Source organism: Roseomonas sp. OT10, assembly GCF_020991085.1.
In the GTDB taxonomy this organism is placed as follows: domain Bacteria; phylum Pseudomonadota; class Alphaproteobacteria; order Acetobacterales; family Acetobacteraceae; genus Roseomonas; species Roseomonas cutis.
In genome coordinates this window covers 856,853-873,667 of the sequence record NZ_CP087719.1, presented here as the reverse complement: position 1 = coordinate 873,667, position 16,815 = coordinate 856,853, and the positions used below count along the sequence as shown (strand labels likewise).

The 16,815-nt window shown below is 75.5% G+C and carries 17 protein-coding genes and 1 pseudogene; 3 read left to right on the top strand and 15 right to left on the bottom strand.

All coding sequences use genetic code 11. From position 1 onward, the window contains the following. Positions 1 to 7: 7 nt before the first annotated feature. The 8 genes from LPC08_RS04000 to LPC08_RS03965 form a co-directional block, all read right to left on the bottom strand. On the bottom strand, positions 8 to 853 hold the full coding sequence (locus LPC08_RS04000) for an ABC transporter permease (RefSeq protein WP_230451453.1): 846 nt from the start codon (positions 851 to 853) through the stop codon (positions 8 to 10). Further along, a complete protein-coding gene (locus LPC08_RS03995) occupies positions 850 to 1,854 on the bottom strand; it encodes an ABC transporter permease (RefSeq protein ID WP_230451452.1) in 1,005 nt (334 codons plus the stop codon). Before LPC08_RS03995 ends, LPC08_RS04000 begins: the two co-directional genes overlap by 4 nt. After that, positions 1,854 to 2,909: an oligopeptide/dipeptide ABC transporter ATP-binding protein gene (locus LPC08_RS03990; RefSeq protein WP_230451451.1), complete on the bottom strand. Its 1,056-nt coding sequence runs from the start codon at positions 2,907 to 2,909 to the stop codon at positions 1,854 to 1,856. The genes LPC08_RS03995 and LPC08_RS03990 overlap by 1 nt, the downstream gene beginning before the upstream one ends. Next, positions 2,906 to 3,910: an ABC transporter ATP-binding protein gene (locus LPC08_RS03985; RefSeq protein WP_230451450.1), complete on the bottom strand. Its 1,005-nt coding sequence runs from the start codon at positions 3,908 to 3,910 to the stop codon at positions 2,906 to 2,908. The genes LPC08_RS03990 and LPC08_RS03985 overlap by 4 nt, the downstream gene beginning before the upstream one ends. After that, complete coding sequence (locus LPC08_RS03980) at positions 3,907 to 4,800, bottom strand: PfkB family carbohydrate kinase (RefSeq protein WP_230451449.1); 894 nt, start codon at positions 4,798 to 4,800, stop codon at positions 3,907 to 3,909. The genes LPC08_RS03985 and LPC08_RS03980 overlap by 4 nt, the downstream gene beginning before the upstream one ends. Before the next feature lie 46 nt (positions 4,801 to 4,846). Then, positions 4,847 to 5,623, bottom strand: a complete 777-nt coding sequence (locus LPC08_RS03975) for a glutamine amidotransferase (protein WP_230451448.1) — start codon at positions 5,621 to 5,623, stop codon at positions 4,847 to 4,849. Between the two features lie 14 nt (positions 5,624 to 5,637). Continuing rightward, complete coding sequence (locus LPC08_RS03970; RefSeq protein WP_230451447.1) at positions 5,638 to 6,621, bottom strand: LacI family DNA-binding transcriptional regulator; 984 nt, start codon at positions 6,619 to 6,621, stop codon at positions 5,638 to 5,640. A 161-nt stretch (positions 6,622 to 6,782) separates the two neighbouring features. Next, on the bottom strand, positions 6,783 to 7,406 hold the full coding sequence (locus LPC08_RS03965; RefSeq protein WP_230451446.1) for a TetR/AcrR family transcriptional regulator: 624 nt from the start codon (positions 7,404 to 7,406) through the stop codon (positions 6,783 to 6,785). Positions 7,407 to 7,529: 123 nt separating this feature from the next. Between LPC08_RS03965 and LPC08_RS03960 the strand changes: the two genes are divergently transcribed. Then, positions 7,530 to 8,528 (top strand): SMP-30/gluconolactonase/LRE family protein, encoded by a 999-nt coding sequence (locus tag LPC08_RS03960; RefSeq protein ID WP_230451445.1) that lies wholly within the window; start codon positions 7,530 to 7,532, stop codon positions 8,526 to 8,528. A 106-nt stretch (positions 8,529 to 8,634) separates the two neighbouring features. Then, positions 8,635 to 9,507, top strand: a complete 873-nt coding sequence (gene modD, locus LPC08_RS03955; RefSeq protein WP_230451444.1) for a ModD protein — start codon at positions 8,635 to 8,637, stop codon at positions 9,505 to 9,507. 62 nt (positions 9,508 to 9,569) lie between these two features. Here the strand turns inward: modD and LPC08_RS03950 are convergent, their stop codons facing one another. Further along, the gene (locus LPC08_RS03950) at positions 9,570 to 10,043 is read right to left on the bottom strand and encodes a UPF0262 family protein (RefSeq protein WP_230451443.1); all 474 of its coding nucleotides are present in this window, start codon (positions 10,041 to 10,043) and stop codon (positions 9,570 to 9,572) included. Then, a complete protein-coding gene (locus tag LPC08_RS03945; RefSeq protein WP_230451442.1) occupies positions 10,033 to 10,509 on the bottom strand; it encodes a DUF983 domain-containing protein in 477 nt (158 codons plus the stop codon). The genes LPC08_RS03950 and LPC08_RS03945 overlap by 11 nt, the downstream gene beginning before the upstream one ends. 215 nt (positions 10,510 to 10,724) lie before the next feature. On the opposite strand from LPC08_RS03945, the gene LPC08_RS03940 reads away from it, so the two are divergent. Further along, positions 10,725 to 11,069, top strand: coding sequence for a hypothetical protein (locus tag LPC08_RS03940; RefSeq protein ID WP_230451441.1), 345 nt, complete (start codon positions 10,725 to 10,727; stop codon positions 11,067 to 11,069). Positions 11,070 to 11,530: 461 nt separating this feature from the next. Here LPC08_RS03940 and LPC08_RS03935 read toward each other — a convergent pair whose 3' ends face one another. The 5 genes and pseudogenes from LPC08_RS03935 to LPC08_RS03915 form a co-directional block, all read right to left on the bottom strand. Then, the gene (locus LPC08_RS03935) at positions 11,531 to 11,890 is read right to left on the bottom strand and encodes a DUF952 domain-containing protein (RefSeq protein WP_230451440.1); all 360 of its coding nucleotides are present in this window, start codon (positions 11,888 to 11,890) and stop codon (positions 11,531 to 11,533) included. A gap of 32 nt (positions 11,891 to 11,922) precedes the next feature. Then, positions 11,923 to 13,641 carry a stimulus-sensing domain-containing protein gene (locus LPC08_RS03930; protein WP_230451439.1) on the bottom strand — a complete coding sequence of 573 codons (1,719 nt, stop codon included), beginning with the start codon at positions 13,639 to 13,641 and terminating at the stop codon, positions 11,923 to 11,925. An 86-nt stretch (positions 13,642 to 13,727) separates the two neighbouring features. Next, positions 13,728 to 14,450: pseudogene (locus LPC08_RS03925) on the bottom strand (ABC transporter ATP-binding protein); the annotation flags it as partial. A gap of 98 nt (positions 14,451 to 14,548) precedes the next feature. Then, positions 14,549 to 15,592, bottom strand: a complete 1,044-nt coding sequence (locus LPC08_RS03920) for a FecCD family ABC transporter permease (RefSeq protein ID WP_230451437.1) — start codon at positions 15,590 to 15,592, stop codon at positions 14,549 to 14,551. Further along, a complete protein-coding gene (locus LPC08_RS03915) occupies positions 15,589 to 16,710 on the bottom strand; it encodes an ABC transporter substrate-binding protein (RefSeq protein ID WP_230451436.1) in 1,122 nt (373 codons plus the stop codon). Before LPC08_RS03915 ends, LPC08_RS03920 begins: the two co-directional genes overlap by 4 nt. Positions 16,711 to 16,815: the final 105 nt, after the last annotated feature.

Genomic DNA, 16,815 nt, shown 5'->3' with positions numbered 1-16,815 from the left:
CGTGACGTCATCCGCGCGGGTCCAGCCGGTCGCGCAAGCCGTCGCCCAGCAGGTTGAAGCCCAGCACGGTGAGGAAGATGGCGAGGCCGGGAAACCAGGCGAGCCACACCGCCTGGTCGAGGAAGCCCACGGCATCGCGCAGCATGTTGCCCCAGGTCGGGGTCGGCGGCTGCACGCCCAGCCCCAGGAAGGACAGATAGGATTCCGTGATGATGGAGGAGGCGAGCAGCAGCGAGCCCTGCACCAGGATCGGCGAGAGGGTGTTGGGCAGCACGCAGCGCCACAGGATCGTCACTTCGCCGAAGCCGAGCGCCCGCTCCGCCGCCACGTAGTCCAGCGACCGCACCGCCATGGCCTGCCCGCGCGCCACCCGCGCCAGCACCGGGAGGTTCACCGCGGCGATGGCAATGACGGTGTTGACCAGCGAGGCACCCAGCGCCGCCGTGATGCCCAGCGCCAGCAGGATGCCGGGAAAGGCGAGCAGCACGTCCATGCAGCGCATCAGCACCGCGTCCACCCAGCCGCCGGCATAGCCTGCCACCAGCCCGATGGGCACGCCCAGCAGCAGCGCGGCGCCGACGCTGGCGACGCCGACCAGCAGGGACACCCGCGCCCCAGCCAGGATACGCGCCAGCACGTCGCGGCCGAGATCGTCCGTGCCCAGCCAATGCGCGGCGGAGGGCGGCGCGAGGGTGGCGAGGAAGTCCGGCTCCTCCGGCGCATGGCCGGCGATCCAGGGGGCGAGCAGGGCGAGCAGCAGCACCGCCACGACGAGGACGAGGCCCAGCCCGGCGCGCGGCCCGGAGACGAGGCGCCGGCGTGGCGCACGGGCCGTGGTGGCCGTGGCGCTCATGCGCGCCGCCGCAGCCGCGGGTCGAGCACGGCGTAGAGCAGGTCGGTGGCGAGGTTGATCAGCACGAAGAGCGTCGCGGTCACCAGGATCGCGCCCTGCACCACGGGATGGTCACGGGCGAAGATGGCATCCACCGTCAGCTTGCCGATGCCGGGCCAGGAGAAGACGCTCTCCGTGATCACCACCCCGCCCAGCACCTGCCCGAACTGGAGGCCCACCAGCGTCACCACCGGCAGCAGCGCGTTGCGCAGCGCGTGGCGCCACACCACGCGGCGGGCGGGCAGGCCCTTGGCCCGGGCGGTGCGGATGTAGTCGGCCGACAGCGCCTCGATCATGGCCGAACGGGTCATGCGCATCGTCGCCGCCGCCATGGCCGCGCCGAGGGTCAGCGCCGGCAGCACCAGATGCCGCAGCGCCGCCAGCGGATCGGTGCTGAAGGGCACGTAGCCCGAGGAGGGAAGCAGCGGCAGGTGCACCGACAGCCCCAGGATCAGCAGCAGCCCCAGCCAGAACGAGGGCAGCGAGAGGCCGCAGAGGGCGAGCAGCGAGGCGGCGAGGTCGGCCGGCCGGTCGCGGCGCGTCGCGGCCACGATGCCGGCGGGAATGGCGATCAGCAGCGACACCGTCATCGCCGCCACGGCGAGCTGGAGGGTGGGCACCAGCGCCGTGCCCACCATGGTGAGCACCGGCCGCCCCGTCTGGATCGAGCGGCCGAGGTCCCCGGTCAGCACCGCCCCGAACCAGGCGAGGAAGCGCGCCGGCAGCGGCTCGTCCAGCGCGTATTTCGCGCGCAGCGTGGCGACGGCGGCCGGATCGGCCTCCAGCCCCAGCATGGCGGTCACCGGATCGCCCGGCACCAGCGCCAGCAGGGTGAAGGAGAGCAGGCAGAGGCCGAACAGCACCGGCAGCAGGGCCAGCAGCCGCCGCGCGACGGCGCCCAGGGGGATAGGCCGGGGGATAGGCCGGGGGATCCCCCACGGACGCTTGGCCGCGGGCCGCATCAGGCGGCCGCCCCGGCCCGGTCGCGGGCCCGGCGGTAGGCGGCGACCCGGGCGGCGAGCGGCCCCCGCTCCGCCGCCTCGGGGGGGCGCGGCGCGGGCTCCGGCAGCATCTCGGCGAAGAGGCAGGCGGAGGCGTGGCCCCCACCCAACGGCCGCAACGGCGGGTGCTCGCCCGCGCGGCAGACGTCGCGTACCTCGGGGCAGCGCGAGGCGAAGCGGCAGCCGGGCGGCGGCGCGGTGGGATCGGGCGGCTCGCCGGCGATCGGGGCATGGCGCCGGGCCCCCGTCTCCGCCCGCGGCGCGGCGGCGAGCAGGGCGCGGGTATAGGGGTGCGACGGATGGTCGAAGAGGCGCGCCGCCGGCCCCGTCTCGACCACCCGCCCGGCATACATCACCGCCACCCGGTGGGCGAGGTGACGCACCACCGCAAGGTCGTGCGAGATGAACAGCAACGCCACGCCCGTCTCGCGCTGCAGCCCCTGCAGCAGGTTCACCACCTGCGCCTGCACGGAGACGTCGAGGGCGGAGACGGGCTCGTCGCAGACGATCGCCTCCGGCTGCACCGAGAGGGCGCGGGCGATGGCGATGCGCTGCCGCTGCCCGCCGGAGAACTCGTGCGGCAGCCGGTCCAGCGCCGTGGGCGCCAGGCCGACGCGCTCCAGCAGGGCGGCGGCGCGGCGCGGCGCCTCCCGCGCATCGGCCAGCCCGTGCAGGCGCATGGGGCGGCAGAGCACGTCCCGCACCCGCTGGCGCGGATCGAGCGAGGCATAGGGGTCCTGGAACACCACCTGGAGGCGCCGTCGCGCCGCCCGCAGAGCGCCCCCGCGCAGGGCCCGCAGATCGGCGCCGTCGAGGGCGATGCGCCCGGCATCCGCCTCCTCCAGCCGCAGCAGCAGCCGGCCCAGGGTGGACTTGCCGCAGCCGCTCTCCCCCACCACGGCCAGGGTCTCGCCGCGCTCCAGGGTCAGGTCCACGCCGTCGACCGCCAGCAGGCGCCGTCCGCCGGCCAGGGCGAAGCTCTTGCGCAGCCCCTCGGCCCGCAGCAGCGGCGTCATGCCGGCGCCTCCGCCAGGGTGTCCACGGGCGCGCGCCAGCAGGCGGCGTCGTGCTCCGGCCCGAAGGCGCGCATCGGCGGCGGCTCGGCGCAGATCTCCGCCGCGAAGGGACAGCGCGGCGCGAAGCGGCAGCCGGGCGGGGCGGTCCCGGGGGCGGGCATGCGGCCGGGGATGGGCTCCAGCCGCTCCACCGTGTCGGAGAGGGAGGGGCGGGCGGCCAGCAGCGCCAGGGTGTAGGGGTGCTGCGCCGCTTGGAACAGCGTGGCCGCGGGCGCGCGCTCCACCACCTGCCCGGCATACATGACGCAGACGGCGTCGGCGACCTCGGCCACCACGCCCAGGTCGTGGGTGATCAGCAGGATGGCGGTGCCGGTGCGGTCGCGCAGCTCGGCGAGCAGGGCGAGGATGCCCGCCTGCACCGTCACGTCCAGCGCGGTGGTGGGCTCGTCCGCGATGATCAGCGCCGGCTCGGTGGCGAGCGCCATGGCGATCATCGCGCGCTGGCGCAGCCCGCCCGACAGCTCGTGCGGGTAGGCGTCCAGCCGCCTTTCCGCCGCGGGCACGCCAACCGCGCGCAGCGCCTCCAGCGCACGGGCGCGGGCCGCGGCGGCGGACAGGCCGCGATGCACGCGCAGGGATTCGCCGATCTGGTCGCCGATGGTGAAGACCGGGTTCAGCGACGTCATCGGCTCCTGGAAGATCATCGCCATGCGGTCGCCGCGCAGGCGGTTCATGCCGCGCTCGTCCAGGGCGAGCAGGTCCGTGCCCGCGAAGCGCAGGGCCGTCGCGGTGACGGCGGTGATGCCCGGCGGCAGCAGCCGCATCAGCGCCATGGCGGTGACGCTCTTGCCCGAGCCGCTCTCCCCCACCACGCAGAGGATGCGCCCGGGATCGAGGCGCAGCGAAACCCCCTCCACCACCGGCACGCGCCGGCCTGGCGGGCCGAGGGCGATGGTGACGTCCTCCAGCCACAGGGTCGGGGGCGGGAGCGCCGGGGTCATGCTGCCGCCAGGGCGCGCAGGGTGGGCCCGTCCGGCAGGGCGTCGAAGGCGCCCTCCCGCTCCACCGTCCGGGCGCCGGCGCGCTGCGCCGCGGCCAGGGCCGGCTCCGGCGCCGCGCCGGCGGCCAGCATCGCCGCCAGCACGCCGCAGAAGGCATCGCCCGCCCCTGTGGTGTCGCGCACCCGGGCCGGCGCGGCCGGCAGGCGGCGCACGCCCGCCCCGGTGGCCATGGCCAGCCCGGCGGCGCCGAGCGTGACGACCGCCACGGCCGCGCCGGCCCGGTGCAGCGCCAGCGCCGCCGCCTCCGCCTCCAGCCCGGTCAGGTCGCGCGCCTCCACGGCATTCGCGACGGCGAGGTCGAGGCCCGGCAGCAGCGCCATGGCCGGCCAGCGCAGCGGCGCGAGGTTGAGCAGGCATCGCGCGCCGGCCGCCCGCGCCGCGGCGAGGGCGGCGGCGGTGGCGTCCAGCGAGAGGTTCCCCTGCAGCAGCACCCAGCCGCCGGCGCCGGCCTCCGCCGCAAAGGCCGCGGCCGGCGCCGCCCCCAGCGCATCGGCGCAGGCCCCGGCGGTGACGATGGCGTTCTCGCCATCGGGCGAGACCAGCAGCACCGACAGGTCGGTGGGCGGGCCGGGGTGGTGGAACGTCGCGTCCAGGGGCTCCGCCGCGAGGCGCGCCGCGACCTCCCGGCCCTCCGCATCCGTGCCCAGGGGCGCGCAAAAGCGCACGGGGCCGAGGCCGCAGCGGGCGGCCGCCACCGCCTGGTTCAGCCCCTTGCCCCCGGGCGCCCGGCTGGCCGCGCCGCCGACCAGCGTCTCGCCCGGACGGGGCAGGCGCGGCACGGGCAGGCGCAGGTCAAGTCCTGCATTGCCGAGGACGCAGAGGCGGCTCACCGGCGTGGCGGCCTCCGCGCCGCGGGGTGGGAGGGGCTGCCCGGCATCAGCGCGCCCCGGTCACCCAGGAGAGCACGTTGCGCCACAGCGTCGCATAGCCGGGCCAGCGGACGAAATCCTCCGGCAGCCAGTGCGGGCCGATGTCGGAGGTCCAGGCCAGGGTCCGCCCCTCGCCATGCCGGCCGGTGACCAGCAGCGGATGGCCGCCCTGCTCCGCCGGCAGCCGCGCCAGGATCTGCACGTCCTCCCGCTCCCGCGCCATCACCTCGTTGGCGCCCAGCAGCAGCGGCCACTCCCCCTCCAGCCCGCGCAGGATGGGGTGGTCGGCGGGGCCGGTGATCTCCGGACGGAAGCCCTCCGGGGCCTCGATACGGTCGTCATAGGGCAGGCAGGTGACGGGCAGCGCCGCCTCCACCGGGGTGCGGTGCCAGCGGCCGCGCCCGTCGAAGCCCTGGAAGGTCAGGTAGCCGCCGATCATCACCAGCCCGCCGCCGGCCGCCGTCCAGTCGCGGATCAGCTTCAGGCGGTTCGGCGTCGGCCGGCCATGCAGCCAGACGGATTGCGGCAGCAGCAGCGTGTTGGCGCCGATGTCGGAGAGCAGGATGGCGCGGTAGTCCGACAGCCCCTCCAGGGTGAAGGGAAAGCCCTCCGCCGCCTCGTGCGCGGTCATGTAGGTCAGGTCGAACGCGCTGTCCCGCAGCGCCTCGGCCAGCGGCTCGGCCCCCTTGTGGAAGGTGACGCTGCCGAAGGCGTCGAATCCCTTGTAGTGGGTCGCGGCGCTGACCCAGCTCTCGCCGACCAGCAGGACCTTGGTCTTGGGCAAAACGGCGTCTCCCCTCAGCATCCGGGCGGCGCGACGGAGCCGCGCGCGATCAGTTCCACCGGCAGGCGCAGCGGCGCCTGCGGCACCGGCCCGCCGCGCAGCCGCGCCAGCAGCAACGCCACCCCCTGGCGGCCCATCTCGGCGACCGGCTGGCGGATCGCGGTCAGCGGCGGCTGCATCAGGCCCATCGGGCCGACATCGTCGAAGGCCACGACCGACAGCCTCCCCGGCACCGCCACGCCGCGCTCCCGCGCCGCGAGCAGCAGGCCGAGCGCGGTCTCGCCGGAGCTGGCGAAGGCCGCCGTGGGCGGCTCGGCCATGGCGAGGAGGCGCAGCCCGGCGGCATGGCCGGCGGCGGCGAGGTAGTCCCCCGCCGCCTCGAACACCACCGCCCCGCCGCCGGCGGTGACGGCGGAGCGGAAGCCCGCGGCGCGCTCGGCCGCGCTCATCACCCCCGGCGGCCCGCCCAGCAGGGCCAGGCGCCGGTGCCCGGCCGCCAGCAGGTGTTCGGCGGCGAGCCGGCCGCCGGCCAGGTTGTCGGCGAAGACCTTGGGCACCCGCGCGCCGGCCACGTCCTCGTCCAGCAGCACCAGCGCCTGGCCGTGCCGGGCGATTGCCGTGGCCAGGGTGCCGTCGTCGGCGTGGTTGGTGACGAAGAGCACGCCATCCGCATCGGCACGCTGCAGCCGGGCAAGGTCGTCCAGCTCCCGCCCCAGGCGGTTGCGGGTGGCGCAGAGCAGCAGGTCCTGGCCCTGCGCCTCCGCCTCCGCCTGCACCGCGTCGGCCAGGGCGGCGAAGAAGGGGTTGGCGATGTCGGGCAGCACCAGGCCGAGCGTGTCGCTGCGCCCCAGGCTCAGGCGGCGGCCGAGCGGGCTGGGGCGGTAGTCCAGCTCCGCGACGGCCGCACGGATGCGCCGCGCCGTCTCCTCCGGCAGGTGCAGCCCGCCGTTGAGGAAGCGCGACACCGCGGCCGGGGACAGGCCGGCGAGCGCGGCCACGTCCTGCAGCCGCGCCGCGCCCGTGCGATCAGGGCGGCGCCCCTGCCCTGGGGCCGGAAGGGTTCGGTCGGCGGAAATGCCAGCACGCCTTGTAAAGCGGTTTACCGATCATCCTACGGCCATGGCGGCTGTCAAGCGCCATGGTGCGGCCCGGGGCCGCGTCAGGCCGGCGCGAGGATCGCCTCCACCCCGGCCGCGCAGAAGCGGGCGAGGCGTTCCGCCAGGGCCTCCGGCGCCTCCTCCGGCGTGAGGCTGCCGGTCAGGCGGCGGAGCCGGTCCGTCCCGGCCATCGCGGTGACGAGCGCCCCCATGGCGAAGAGATAGGCCTCCACCAGCGCGTCGCGCGGCGCATCCGGGTGGAGGCGGGCAAGGGCGGCAAGGAAGCGCTCGGCGGTCGGGTCGAAGAAGTCGGCGATGATGCCACGCTCCGCCTCGCGCGGGCTGGTGGCCTCCAGCGCGGTCAACAGGGCGAAGGCCGCGCCCTGGGCCCCGGTGCCGAAGCGCTGCCGCACGGACGGGCCGACGAAGGCACGCATCAGCGCCGTGACGTCGCCAGGCGGGGCCTCGGCCAGCGCGGCGGCCCGCGCGGCCGCCAGGGCCTCCGCCCGCCGGGCGAAGACCGCGCGGTACAGCGCCTCCTTGGCGGCGAAGTAGTAGGTGACATGGGACAGGCGCACCCCCGCCTCGGCCGCGATGTCGCGCATGGAGGCCCCGTCCGGCCCGCCCCCGGCGGCAAAGAGCCGTTCGGCGGCATCGAGGATGCGGTCGCGGGTCGTCTCGCTCATCGCGGGCATCACGCGGGGGCCCCGGGCGCTTGTCAAAGCCGGGCCGCGGGGCTTCTCTTGGTCGAACGTCCAAGACCAGGAGGAAGATCCATGCCAGGGGCAGGGCCAGGGGCAGGCAATCCGTTGCGCGGCTTCGTCGTGGACCCGGCCGCGATCCGCCATGTCGGGCGTGACCTGCAACGGCCGGAATGCATCCTGGCCGAGCGCGACGGCACGCTCTGGTCGGCCGATGCGCGCGGCGGGGTGATGCGCATCGCCCCGGACGGGACGCAGCGCTTCGTCGGGCAGCGGACGCCCGCCTTCGCGGCCGCCGCCGACGATGCGGAGCGCTTCACCACCGGCACGCTGCCGAACGGCCTGGCCTTCGACCGGGCGGGGCGCTTCCTGATCGCCAATTTCGGCACCGATCGGCTGGAGCTGATGGAGCGCGACGGCACCTCCCGCGTGCTGCACGATTCGATCGACGGGATGCCGATCGGCAAGGTGAACTTCGTGCTGCGCGACCGCCGCGACCGGGTCTGGCTGACCGTCTCCACCCGCCGGCGGAACTGGATGGAGGCGATGCGCCCCGGGCCCGGCGACGGCTATGTCGCCATGGCGGACGGGCGCGGGCTGCGGGTGGTGGCGGAGGGCTTCGCCTTCACCAACGAGATCCGCTTCGACGCCGCGGAGGAATGGCTCTACGTCGCCGAGACCACGGGGCGGCGCATCACCCGCCTGCGCATCGGCGACGACGGCGCGGTCACGGGGCGGGAGGTCTTCGGACCGAGCGAGATCGCCCCGGGCTTTCCCGACGGCATTGCCTTCGACGCCTTCGGCAACCTCTGGATCGCGCAGGTGATGGCCGACCGCGTGCTGGCGCTGACGCCGGAGGGCGAGCTGCTGACCCTGCTGGACGACGGCGATCCCGCCGCCACCGCGGCGCTGGAGGCGGCGTTCCGCGCCGGCACCGCCACGCCGGCGGACATGCTGGCCGCGGGCGGGCGGCTCGCGCCCTGGTTCGCCAGCATCACCTTCGCCGGGCCGGACCTGCGCACCGCCTGCATCGGCAGCCTGCGCGGCACCACGATTCCCTGCTTCCCCAGCCCCGTCGCCGGCCTGCCCATGGCGCACTGGCGGTAGGCGGCCGCCCGCAACGCCTGTGCCCGGCGCAGCCCGGCAACGCGCGCGCGGCGCTTGAGCCGCCCTGGCGTTTCGGCGCCTTATCGGCGGCGAGAGGACGCCGCCCATGAGCTTCGCCATCGCCCCATCCCGCCTGGAGGCCATGCTCCAGGAGGACTCTCCCTATGGCGACCTGACCACCGCCGCGCTGCGGCTGGCCGAGGTCCCGGGGCGTGCCGTGCTGCGGGCCGGGGCGCCGATGACCGTCTGCTGCCCGGAGGAGGCGGAAAGCCTGTTCCGCCTGGCAGGCGCCACGGAGGTGCGGCGCTTCTGCACCACCGGCGCGCAGCTCGAACAGGGCAGCCCGATCCTGCAGGCCGAGGGGATGCTCGGCGCGCTGCATCGCGCCGCCCCGGTGGCGCAGTCGCTGCTCGGGGCCACCTCCGGCGTGGCCACGCGGGCGGCGAGTATCCGCGCGGCGGCCCAGGAGGTGCGGGCGGAGGTCTCGGTCGCCTGCTCCCGCCGCCACCTGCCGGGGACGCGCGACGCGATGCTGAAGGCCGTGATGGCGGCCGGCTGCGTGCCGCACCGGCTGGGCCTGTCCGATGCGGTACTGGTGCTGGCGCAGCACCGCGCCCTGCTGGGGCGCGAGCCGCCCTATCTCTGGGTCGCCCGGCTGCGCGCCGCGGAGCCCGCCCGCCGCATCGCCGTCGAGGTGGCGAGCGTGGACGAGGCGGTGCAGCTGGCCCATGCCGACGTGGACATCGTCCAGCTCGCCGGGCTGAAGCCCGAGCAGGTGGCGGAGGTGTCCAAGGCGCTGGGCCGCCATCCGCGCCGGCCGCTGCTGGCCGCCGCCGGCGGCGTGACGGAGGCGAACGCGGCGGCCTATGCGCGGGCCGGAGCGGACGTGCTGGTCACCTCGGCGCCCTGGGCGGCGTCCCCGCTGCCGGTTTCGGCATTGCTGGAACGGGCCGGGCGCCGGCTGGCGGAAGCGGGGTAGCGGCTGCGGCCGGCTGAGGTTCGGCGTGGGGCCAGCCGTCCGGCCGGCGGCGCCCCGCCGCCCTATACCCGGTTGTGCAGGGCGCAGACCAGCGTGAAGAGCCGGCGGGCGGTGGCGAAGTCCACCTCCACCCGCCCGGCGAGGCGCTCGCGCAGCAGTTCCGCCGCCTCGTCATGCAGGCCGCGGCGGCCCATGTCGATCGCCTGCACCCGCGCGTCCGGCCCTCCCCCGGCCACCGCCTCCTCATGGCTGCCGACCACCATCAGGTAGTCCTTGATCAGCCGGCGGAACGGACCGAGCGCCAGGGCGTAGCCGTGCAGTGGCGTGTCCGCGGCATCGCGGATGTCGAGCAGCAGCCGCCCGTCCCGCAGGTCGAGATTCAGCCGGTAGGGACCGGGGGGCAGGCCGGGCGGGTCGAAGCGGTTCTCCGCCAGCAGGTCGGCCACGGCCTGGTTGCGATCGGCCTCGGCATAGGCGCTGGGCGAGGCCACCCCCGGGGGCAGGCGGATCTCCGCCAGGCGCTGGTCAGACGTCACGCCGCGAATCATCCGGGGAGGAGGCCGGGGCCGGCGCGCTGCCGCCGAAGCCCAGGCGCAGCATCAGCCCCACCGTCGCGCCCTTGACGGGCCGCAGCAGCAGGGTAGAGGCGATGGCGAAGAGCGGCAGCCACACGGCCATGTGGACCCACATCGGCGGCTCCCAGTTCCGCTCCACCCAGAAGACCACCGGCACCAGCAGGTGGCCGACCAGGAAGATGGTGAAATAGGGCGGGGCGTCGTCCGCCCGCAGCGAGCCCAGGGGAGCGTGGCAGACGCTGCATTCCGGCACGACCGTCAGGTAGCCCTGGAACACCCGGCCCTCGCCGCAGACCGGGCACCGGTTCACCGCCCCCCGGCCCAGCATGGTCCAGAAGCTCGGAAGGGGCGCAGCCGTGGCCACGTGACGCCCCGGCACCCAGCGCGCGGGCGTGGCTTGCAGGGGCCGGGCCGCAGGCTGATCCATGTCGGGGTCTCCACTCCTGGCGGGCCCAGCTCTGGCAGGGCCTTCTTGTGCAGTGCAATATCAGTTCTAAGGGTAGCCGCTTTCAAGGAGGAATGCGCGCGGCGTCCAAAGGTGTACAGACCTGCGCGAAAGGTGATCCTTCCCTCGGGCACCGCCGGCGCCCGGCCCCGGCGTTAACCGCATGGCAGCCCGCCCTGCCTCAGGCTGCGGGAAGGATGCATTCCCTTCCGATCCTGCTCTCCGGCCTTCTCCTGCTCGGCGGCGCTGCCTGGGCGGATGGTGTGGGTGAGGGCTTCGGCGACGCCTTCCCCCAGGGCGCCCCGCCCATGCCCGTCTGCAACGCCCCGCGCGAGGGCGTGGCGGCCTGCCTTGGCGGCAAGCAATGCCTCTGCCGCTTCGAGCGTGGTGGCAGCCTGACCGGGCGCCAGGACGGGTTCCGCTGGGATTGCGGCCCGCTCCGCCCCGCCTGCCCGGACCCTGCCCCGCCTGCCGCGGTGCCGATGCCCCTGCCCCCGGTGGTCCTGCCGGACTGGCCCTGGACGCCCCGGCCGAGTCGCTGATACCGAAGGTGGAATGACCTGAACTGTCCGTCATGGTCCGGCGGCGGACCGGGAGGGGATGCCGGCCTGCGGCATCGACGCCGTGCGTCGATCCCCGTCCCGGACCCTCCCCTGCCGGGGCCACAAGCGGGCCCCGGTCCCAGCTGGGAGTCTGGTGCTGCGCGGCTGCCGTCAGCCTGCGGGCTGAACCCTGACGGAGCGCGGACAGGCGGGACTCCGAAGAAAGCTTTCAGAGGGCGTCAGCGAGTGCGGCGGCCGGTCCCGCCGAGGAGCATGGCTCCTCGGCGCCGTGACCCCGTCGCAGGCTGTCCCGCGGCAGCACCCTCCGGGTCCAGGGCCCGCAGGGTCCTGGCGGAGTGGGGGTATCGGGGGCGAGGCAGCGCCTTGCCCCCGGGCCACCCGCGCTACGCCGGCACGGATCGAGGTATCGCACCGCGCGTATGAGGCGCGGCGGCAGCCGGTCAGGGGATGCCGGGCGGAAATTGGTGCAGCCCGTCCGGGCCGAGCGGCAGGGGGACCGCGGCCTCCACCGCCGCGACCGGCAGGGCGCCGTAGAGATGCGGGAAGAGGCCGGGCCGCCGCCCGCCCGCCGCCGGCTCCCAGCGCAGTGCCGCGCCCAGGGAGGCGGCCGGCACCGCCAGCAGCCACAGGTCCGCCTCGCCCGCGCGGTGCTTCGCGGCGCTCTGCCGCAACTGGGCGGCGGTGGAGAAGTGCAGGAAGCCGTCGCGCCGGTCGTCGGCGGAGCCGTGGTAGGCGCCGGCCGCCTCGGCGGCGCGCCAGTCCTCGCCGCGGACCATCGTGTAGATCAGGGCCTCGTTCATGCCTTCGGTCCGGATGGGGGGGTACGGCCGCGTCAGCTCGCGGGCAGGCGCACGACGAAGCGGGCCCCGGCCACGTGACCCGCGGCGTCGCGGCGGTTCTCCGCCATGATGCGGCCCGACAGCCCCTCGACGATCTGGCGGCAGATGGACAGGCCGAGGCCCGAATGCTGGCCGAAGCGCTCGCCCAGCGGCCGCTCGCTGTAGAAGCGGTCGAAGATGTGCTCCAGCTTGGCCTCGGGGATGCCGGGGCCCTCGTCCTCGACGCAGATCTCCACCATCGCCCCGGTGGGCCGCGCCCGCACCGTCACCGTGCCGCCGGGCGGCGAGAAGGAGACGGCATTGCCCAGCAGGTTGCGCAGGACCTGCACCAGCCGTCCCTCCACGCCGCGCACCACCAGCCCCTGGGCCGGCGCCTCCAGCACCAGCTGCGGCGCGTCCTCGCCCTGCCGCGTGGCCGCGTGCAGCTCGGCCAGGGCGGAGAGGATCGGGGCGATGTCCACCGGCTCGGTCGCGGTGCGCGACAGCTCCGCATCCACGCGCGAGGCATCGGCGATGTCGCCGATCAGCCGGTCCATGCGCACCGCATCCTCGGCGATGATGGCCAGCAGACGGTTGCGGTGCTCCGGGTTCTCGATCCGCCGCAGCGTCTCGATGGCGGAGCGGACGGAGGTGAGCGGGTTGCGCAGCTCGTGCGCGACATCCGCCGCGAAGCGCTCGTTGCTGTCCACCCGCGCCCAGAGCGCCGTCGCCCCCTCCTGGAAGGCACGGGCCAGGGTGCCGATCTCGTCGCCGCGCGCCAGCAGCGGCGCGGGCACCGAGCCGGCGCGGCCCTTGCCCTGGCGCATCGCCCGGGCGGCCTGGGCCAGGGCCAGGATCGGCGAGGCCAGGGTGCGGGCGAGGTAGAAGGACAGGCCCACCGTCACTGCCAGCGCCAGCACGAACAGGCCCAGCACGCTGCCGCGGATCTGCACCAGCCGGCGGTCCACCTCCCGCGCCTCGCCGGTGAGCAGCACGATGCCCACGGACTGGTTGGCCCGCCGCGCCGGCTCCGCCACCGACACCAGCAGCCGGCCGTCGCCCGTGCGGCGGACATAGGGGTTCACCCCGCCCTCCAGGGCGAGGCGCAGCTCCTCGCGCCGCTCATTGCCGTTCTGGCCGCCGAACTCCGGCTGCCAGTCGAAGGACGGCGCATCGGGACGCAGGTCCACCACGACGTCGTTCGGCGCCCGCGGCGCGCCCCCCCAGCGCAGCAGGCTGGTCACCAGCCAGTCCGCCAGCCCGCGCACCGCGCCGGGCGGGTCGGGCGGCGGCAGCGGCTCGGTCACGATGCTGCCGCCCGAGCCTTCCCGCACGCGGCTGTCCGCCACCAGCAAGCCGTTGATGTCGAAGAGCTTGGCCTGCACGTTGGGGCTCGGCTCGGCCAGGCGGCGCAGCAGCGGGCGCGCCGCCTCCGGGTCCAGGATCGGCTTGTCGTCGCGCATGCGCACGGCCGCCTCGGCCACGCCGTTGGCGTAGATGCGCGCCTGGGTCCGCAGCCCCGCGACCTCGGCCGCAAGCAGCCCGTTCTGGTACTGGTCGAGGTAGAGCAGCGAGGCCGCCAGCAGGAAGGGCGGCAGGGCGTTCAGCAGCAGGATCCGCCGCAGCAGCGGCGAGACGCGCCAGGACGATCCTCGCCCCGCCCTGGCCGGGGTGACGGACGGGTCGGCGAGGCGGGCCGGCGACAGGCCCTGTGGCGCGATGCCCTCGGGCATCCTCCCTCCGCGGCGTGGAATGCCCGGTGTAGCCCCTCCGGCGCCGGCTGGGGAGGGTGCCCCCGGGCCGGGCCGGGCGCGGCCGGTCAGGCCCGGGCCGCGCCGTCCTCCCGCGGCAGGGCCGCGTCCGCCAGCACCAGCAGGTGGTTCTGCGAGCAGCGCTCGATCCGCGCCTGCACCCCGTAGACGCGGGCCAGCATGGCGGAGGTCATCGTCTCCTCCGGCGTGCCGTCCGCGTCCAGGGCGCCGTCGTGCAGCATCACCACCCGGTCCGAGAAGCGCGCGGCCAGCACCAGGTCGTGCAGCACCACCACGCCGACCAGCCCGTGCTCCAGCACCATCTCCCGCACCAGCCCCATCACCGAGAGCTGGAAGCGGAGGTCCAGCGCACTGGTCGGCTCGTCCAGCAGCAACACCTCCGGCTCGCGGATCAGCGCCTGGGCCAGGCCCGCGAGCTGGCGCTGCCCGCCGGAGAGGCGGTCCAGCCCGCGCAGCGCCAGGTCGGCCACGCCCAGCCGCTCCAGCAGGGCGAGGCCGCGCCGCGCCGCCTCCTCGCCGGTGACCGGGCCCGAGGCGGGGGCCACCGCCTTGAGCGCGCCGACCAGCGTCTCCAGCACCGTCAGCGCCACGCCCTGGGGCAGGCCCTGCGGCATGTAGGAGACGTGGCGCGCCCGCTGCCCGATCGACATGGCGGCGAGGTCGAGCGGCCCCAGGCGGATGGCGCCCTTCGCCGGCACCAGCCCGGCGAGGCCGCGCAGCAGGGTGGACTTCCCCGCCCCGTTCGGCCCGACCAGGGCGGTGAGGGTGCCCGGCAGCATCGGCGCCAGGGAGAGGTCCCGGATCACCTGCCGCCGGCCATAGCCGACGGAGATGTGCTCCGCGATCAGCGGCGCGCGCACGTGCTCCGTCACGCGGCGCGCCCCCGGCCGAAGACCAGCGCGATGAAGACGGGCACGCCGACCAGGGCGGTGACGATGCCGATCGGGATCAGCAGGCCGGGGACGAGCAGCTTGGCCGCGATGGAGGAGAGCGAGAGCAGCAGCGCGCCGCAGAGCGCCGAGGCCGGCAGGAAGAAGCGGTGGTCCTCGCCCACCATCAGCCGCGCGGCGTGCGGGCCCACCAGCCCGACGAAGCCGATGGTGCCGACGAAGGCGACGGAGACGCCGGCGAGCAGGCTGACGCGCAGCAGCGCGCCGCGGCGCAGGGCGGCGGCATCCACGCCGAAGGAGCGCGCCCGGTCCTCGCCCAGGCGCAGCGCCGTCAGCTTCCAGGCGGCACGCACCAGGAAGGGGACGCAGACGGCCAGGGCCAGCGCGGCCACGCCGATCTTGGGCCAGGTGGCGCGCGCCAGGCTGCCCATGGACCAGAAGACGAGCTGCTGCAGCGCCTGCTCGGTGGCGACGAACTGGAGCAGCGCGACGAGCGCGTTGAAGGCGAAGACCAGGGCGATGCCGAACAGCACGAGGGAATCCACCCCCGCCCCGCGCAGCCGGCTCATGAAGTGCAGCAGCATCATCGAGCCGAAGGCGAAGACGAAGGCATTGGCCGGGATCAGCCAGTCCTGCGGCACCCAGGGCACGCCGCGCCCGAGCACGATAGCCAGCGCCGCGCCCAGCGAGGCGGCGGAGGAGACGCCGAGGGTGAAAGGGCTGGCCAGCGGGTTGTTCAGCACCGTCTGCATCTCCGCCCCCGCCAGCGCCAGCGAGGCGCCGACGAGGACGGCCATCAGCGCATAGGGCAGGCGCACGTCCCAGACGATGACGCGCAGCGGCCCCGTCGCGGTGGAGGGCGAGAAGACCACCGCCAGCAGGTCCCCCGGCGGCAGGCGGGAGGGCCCGGTCAGCACGTCGCAGGACAGCGCCACGACCAGCAGCACGGCGAGCAGCGCCAGCAGCGCCTGGCGCCGCAGGAGCAGGCGGCGATAGCCCGCCGCGGCGGTGGCGGCGCTCAACGCAGCGACACCCAGTAGGTCCCATCGAGTGGCACGGCCAGGAAGCGCGCGTTGATGGCGGCCAGGGTCGCGCCGGGGTCGAGATCGGCGAAGATCTGCGGGTGGAACCACCGCGCCATCGCCTCCAGCGCCAGGATGTTCAGCGGGCTGTTGTAGAAGCTGTGCCACAGGCCGTGGGCCCGGCCCTCCCGCACCGCCGGAAGTCCCGCGATGCCCGTGCGCGCCACCGTGCCGCGCAGCGCCGCGCGCGCCTCCGCCTCGGTGACGCCGGCGCCCAGCTTCGGCGCACCATCGGCGCCGCCGCCCGTGCCGCCGGTGGCGACGTAGACCGCCGGCTGCTGCGCCACGACGTATTCGGTGTTGAGCTGCCCCAGCGCGCCGGGGATGATGTCAGCCCCGATGTTGCGGCCGCCGGCGAAGGCGATGAACTCGCCCAGGTTGCCGCGGCCGGGAGAGCCGCAGCATTCCCGCCCGCCCCCCGCCCGCATCTCCATCAGCACGGCGGGTTGGGCGGGGTTGGCGGCGGCCAGGGCGGCGCGGATCCGGTCCATCCGGCCCTGGACGAAATCCAGGTACTCCCGGGCCTGCGCCTCCCGCCCGATCAGCCGGCCCACGAGGCCGATGCTGCGGGCGGAGTTCTCCAGCGGCTCCTGGCGGAAGTCGATGAAGACGACGGGCACCCCCGCGCGCTCCAGTTGCGCCACCGCCTCGGCGGCCTTGCCCGGCCCGTGCCCGTCCAGGCCGAGGATGGCGAGGTCCGGCCTCGCATCCAGCGCGCGCTCGATGGAGAAGGTCTCGGCGGCCGAGGCGCCGACCACGGGGATCCGCGCCGCCGCCGGGAAGCGGGCGACGAACTGGGCATGGCCCTGGGGATCGGTGCGCTGGAACTCGCCCATCCAGGCGGCGACCAGCCCGGCCGGGTCCTGCCGCTCCAGCAGGGCGAGGAGCTGGATGAAGCGCCCCTCCCCCAGCAGCAGCCGCCTGGCCGGGGCGGGCAGCGTCACCTCGCGGCCGACGACGTCGCGCACGGTCACGGCCCCGGCGGCGCGGCCGAGGGCGGGCATGGCCAGGAGGCCGGCGAGCGGCAGCAGGCCGCGCCGGGGCAAAGGCAGGGTCAAGGAGCGCCTCGCAACGGATCGATCGCGCAGACGATAATCATTCGCGCCTCTCAGGGAAACCTCGTGTCCGGAAGGGCTGACCCGCTCCGCCACCATCCGCCCCGC

Excerpts from the sequence above, each read along its gene's own strand:
- LPC08_RS03935 (WP_230451440.1), bottom strand. The coding sequence starts at position 11,890 with ATGAACGAGGCCCTGATCTACACGATGGTCCGCGGCGAGGACTGGCGC.
- LPC08_RS03990 (WP_230451451.1), bottom strand. The coding sequence starts at position 2,909 with ATGACGCCGCTGCTGCGGGCCGAGGGGCTGCGCAAGAGCTTCGCCCTG.
- LPC08_RS03985 (WP_230451450.1), bottom strand. The coding sequence starts at position 3,910 with ATGACCCCGGCGCTCCCGCCCCCGACCCTGTGGCTGGAGGACGTCACC.
- LPC08_RS04000 (WP_230451453.1), bottom strand. The coding sequence starts at position 853 with ATGAGCGCCACGGCCACCACGGCCCGTGCGCCACGCCGGCGCCTCGTC.
- LPC08_RS03965 (WP_230451446.1), bottom strand. The coding sequence starts at position 7,406 with ATGAGCGAGACGACCCGCGACCGCATCCTCGATGCCGCCGAACGGCTC.
- modD (WP_230451444.1), top strand. The coding sequence starts at position 8,635 with ATGAGCTTCGCCATCGCCCCATCCCGCCTGGAGGCCATGCTCCAGGAG.
- LPC08_RS03945 (WP_230451442.1), bottom strand. The coding sequence starts at position 10,509 with ATGGATCAGCCTGCGGCCCGGCCCCTGCAAGCCACGCCCGCGCGCTGG.
- LPC08_RS03930 (WP_230451439.1), bottom strand. The coding sequence starts at position 13,641 with ATGCCCGAGGGCATCGCGCCACAGGGCCTGTCGCCGGCCCGCCTCGCC.
- LPC08_RS03995 (WP_230451452.1), bottom strand. The coding sequence starts at position 1,854 with ATGCGGCCCGCGGCCAAGCGTCCGTGGGGGATCCCCCGGCCTATCCCC.
- LPC08_RS03940 (WP_230451441.1), top strand. The coding sequence starts at position 10,725 with ATGCATTCCCTTCCGATCCTGCTCTCCGGCCTTCTCCTGCTCGGCGGC.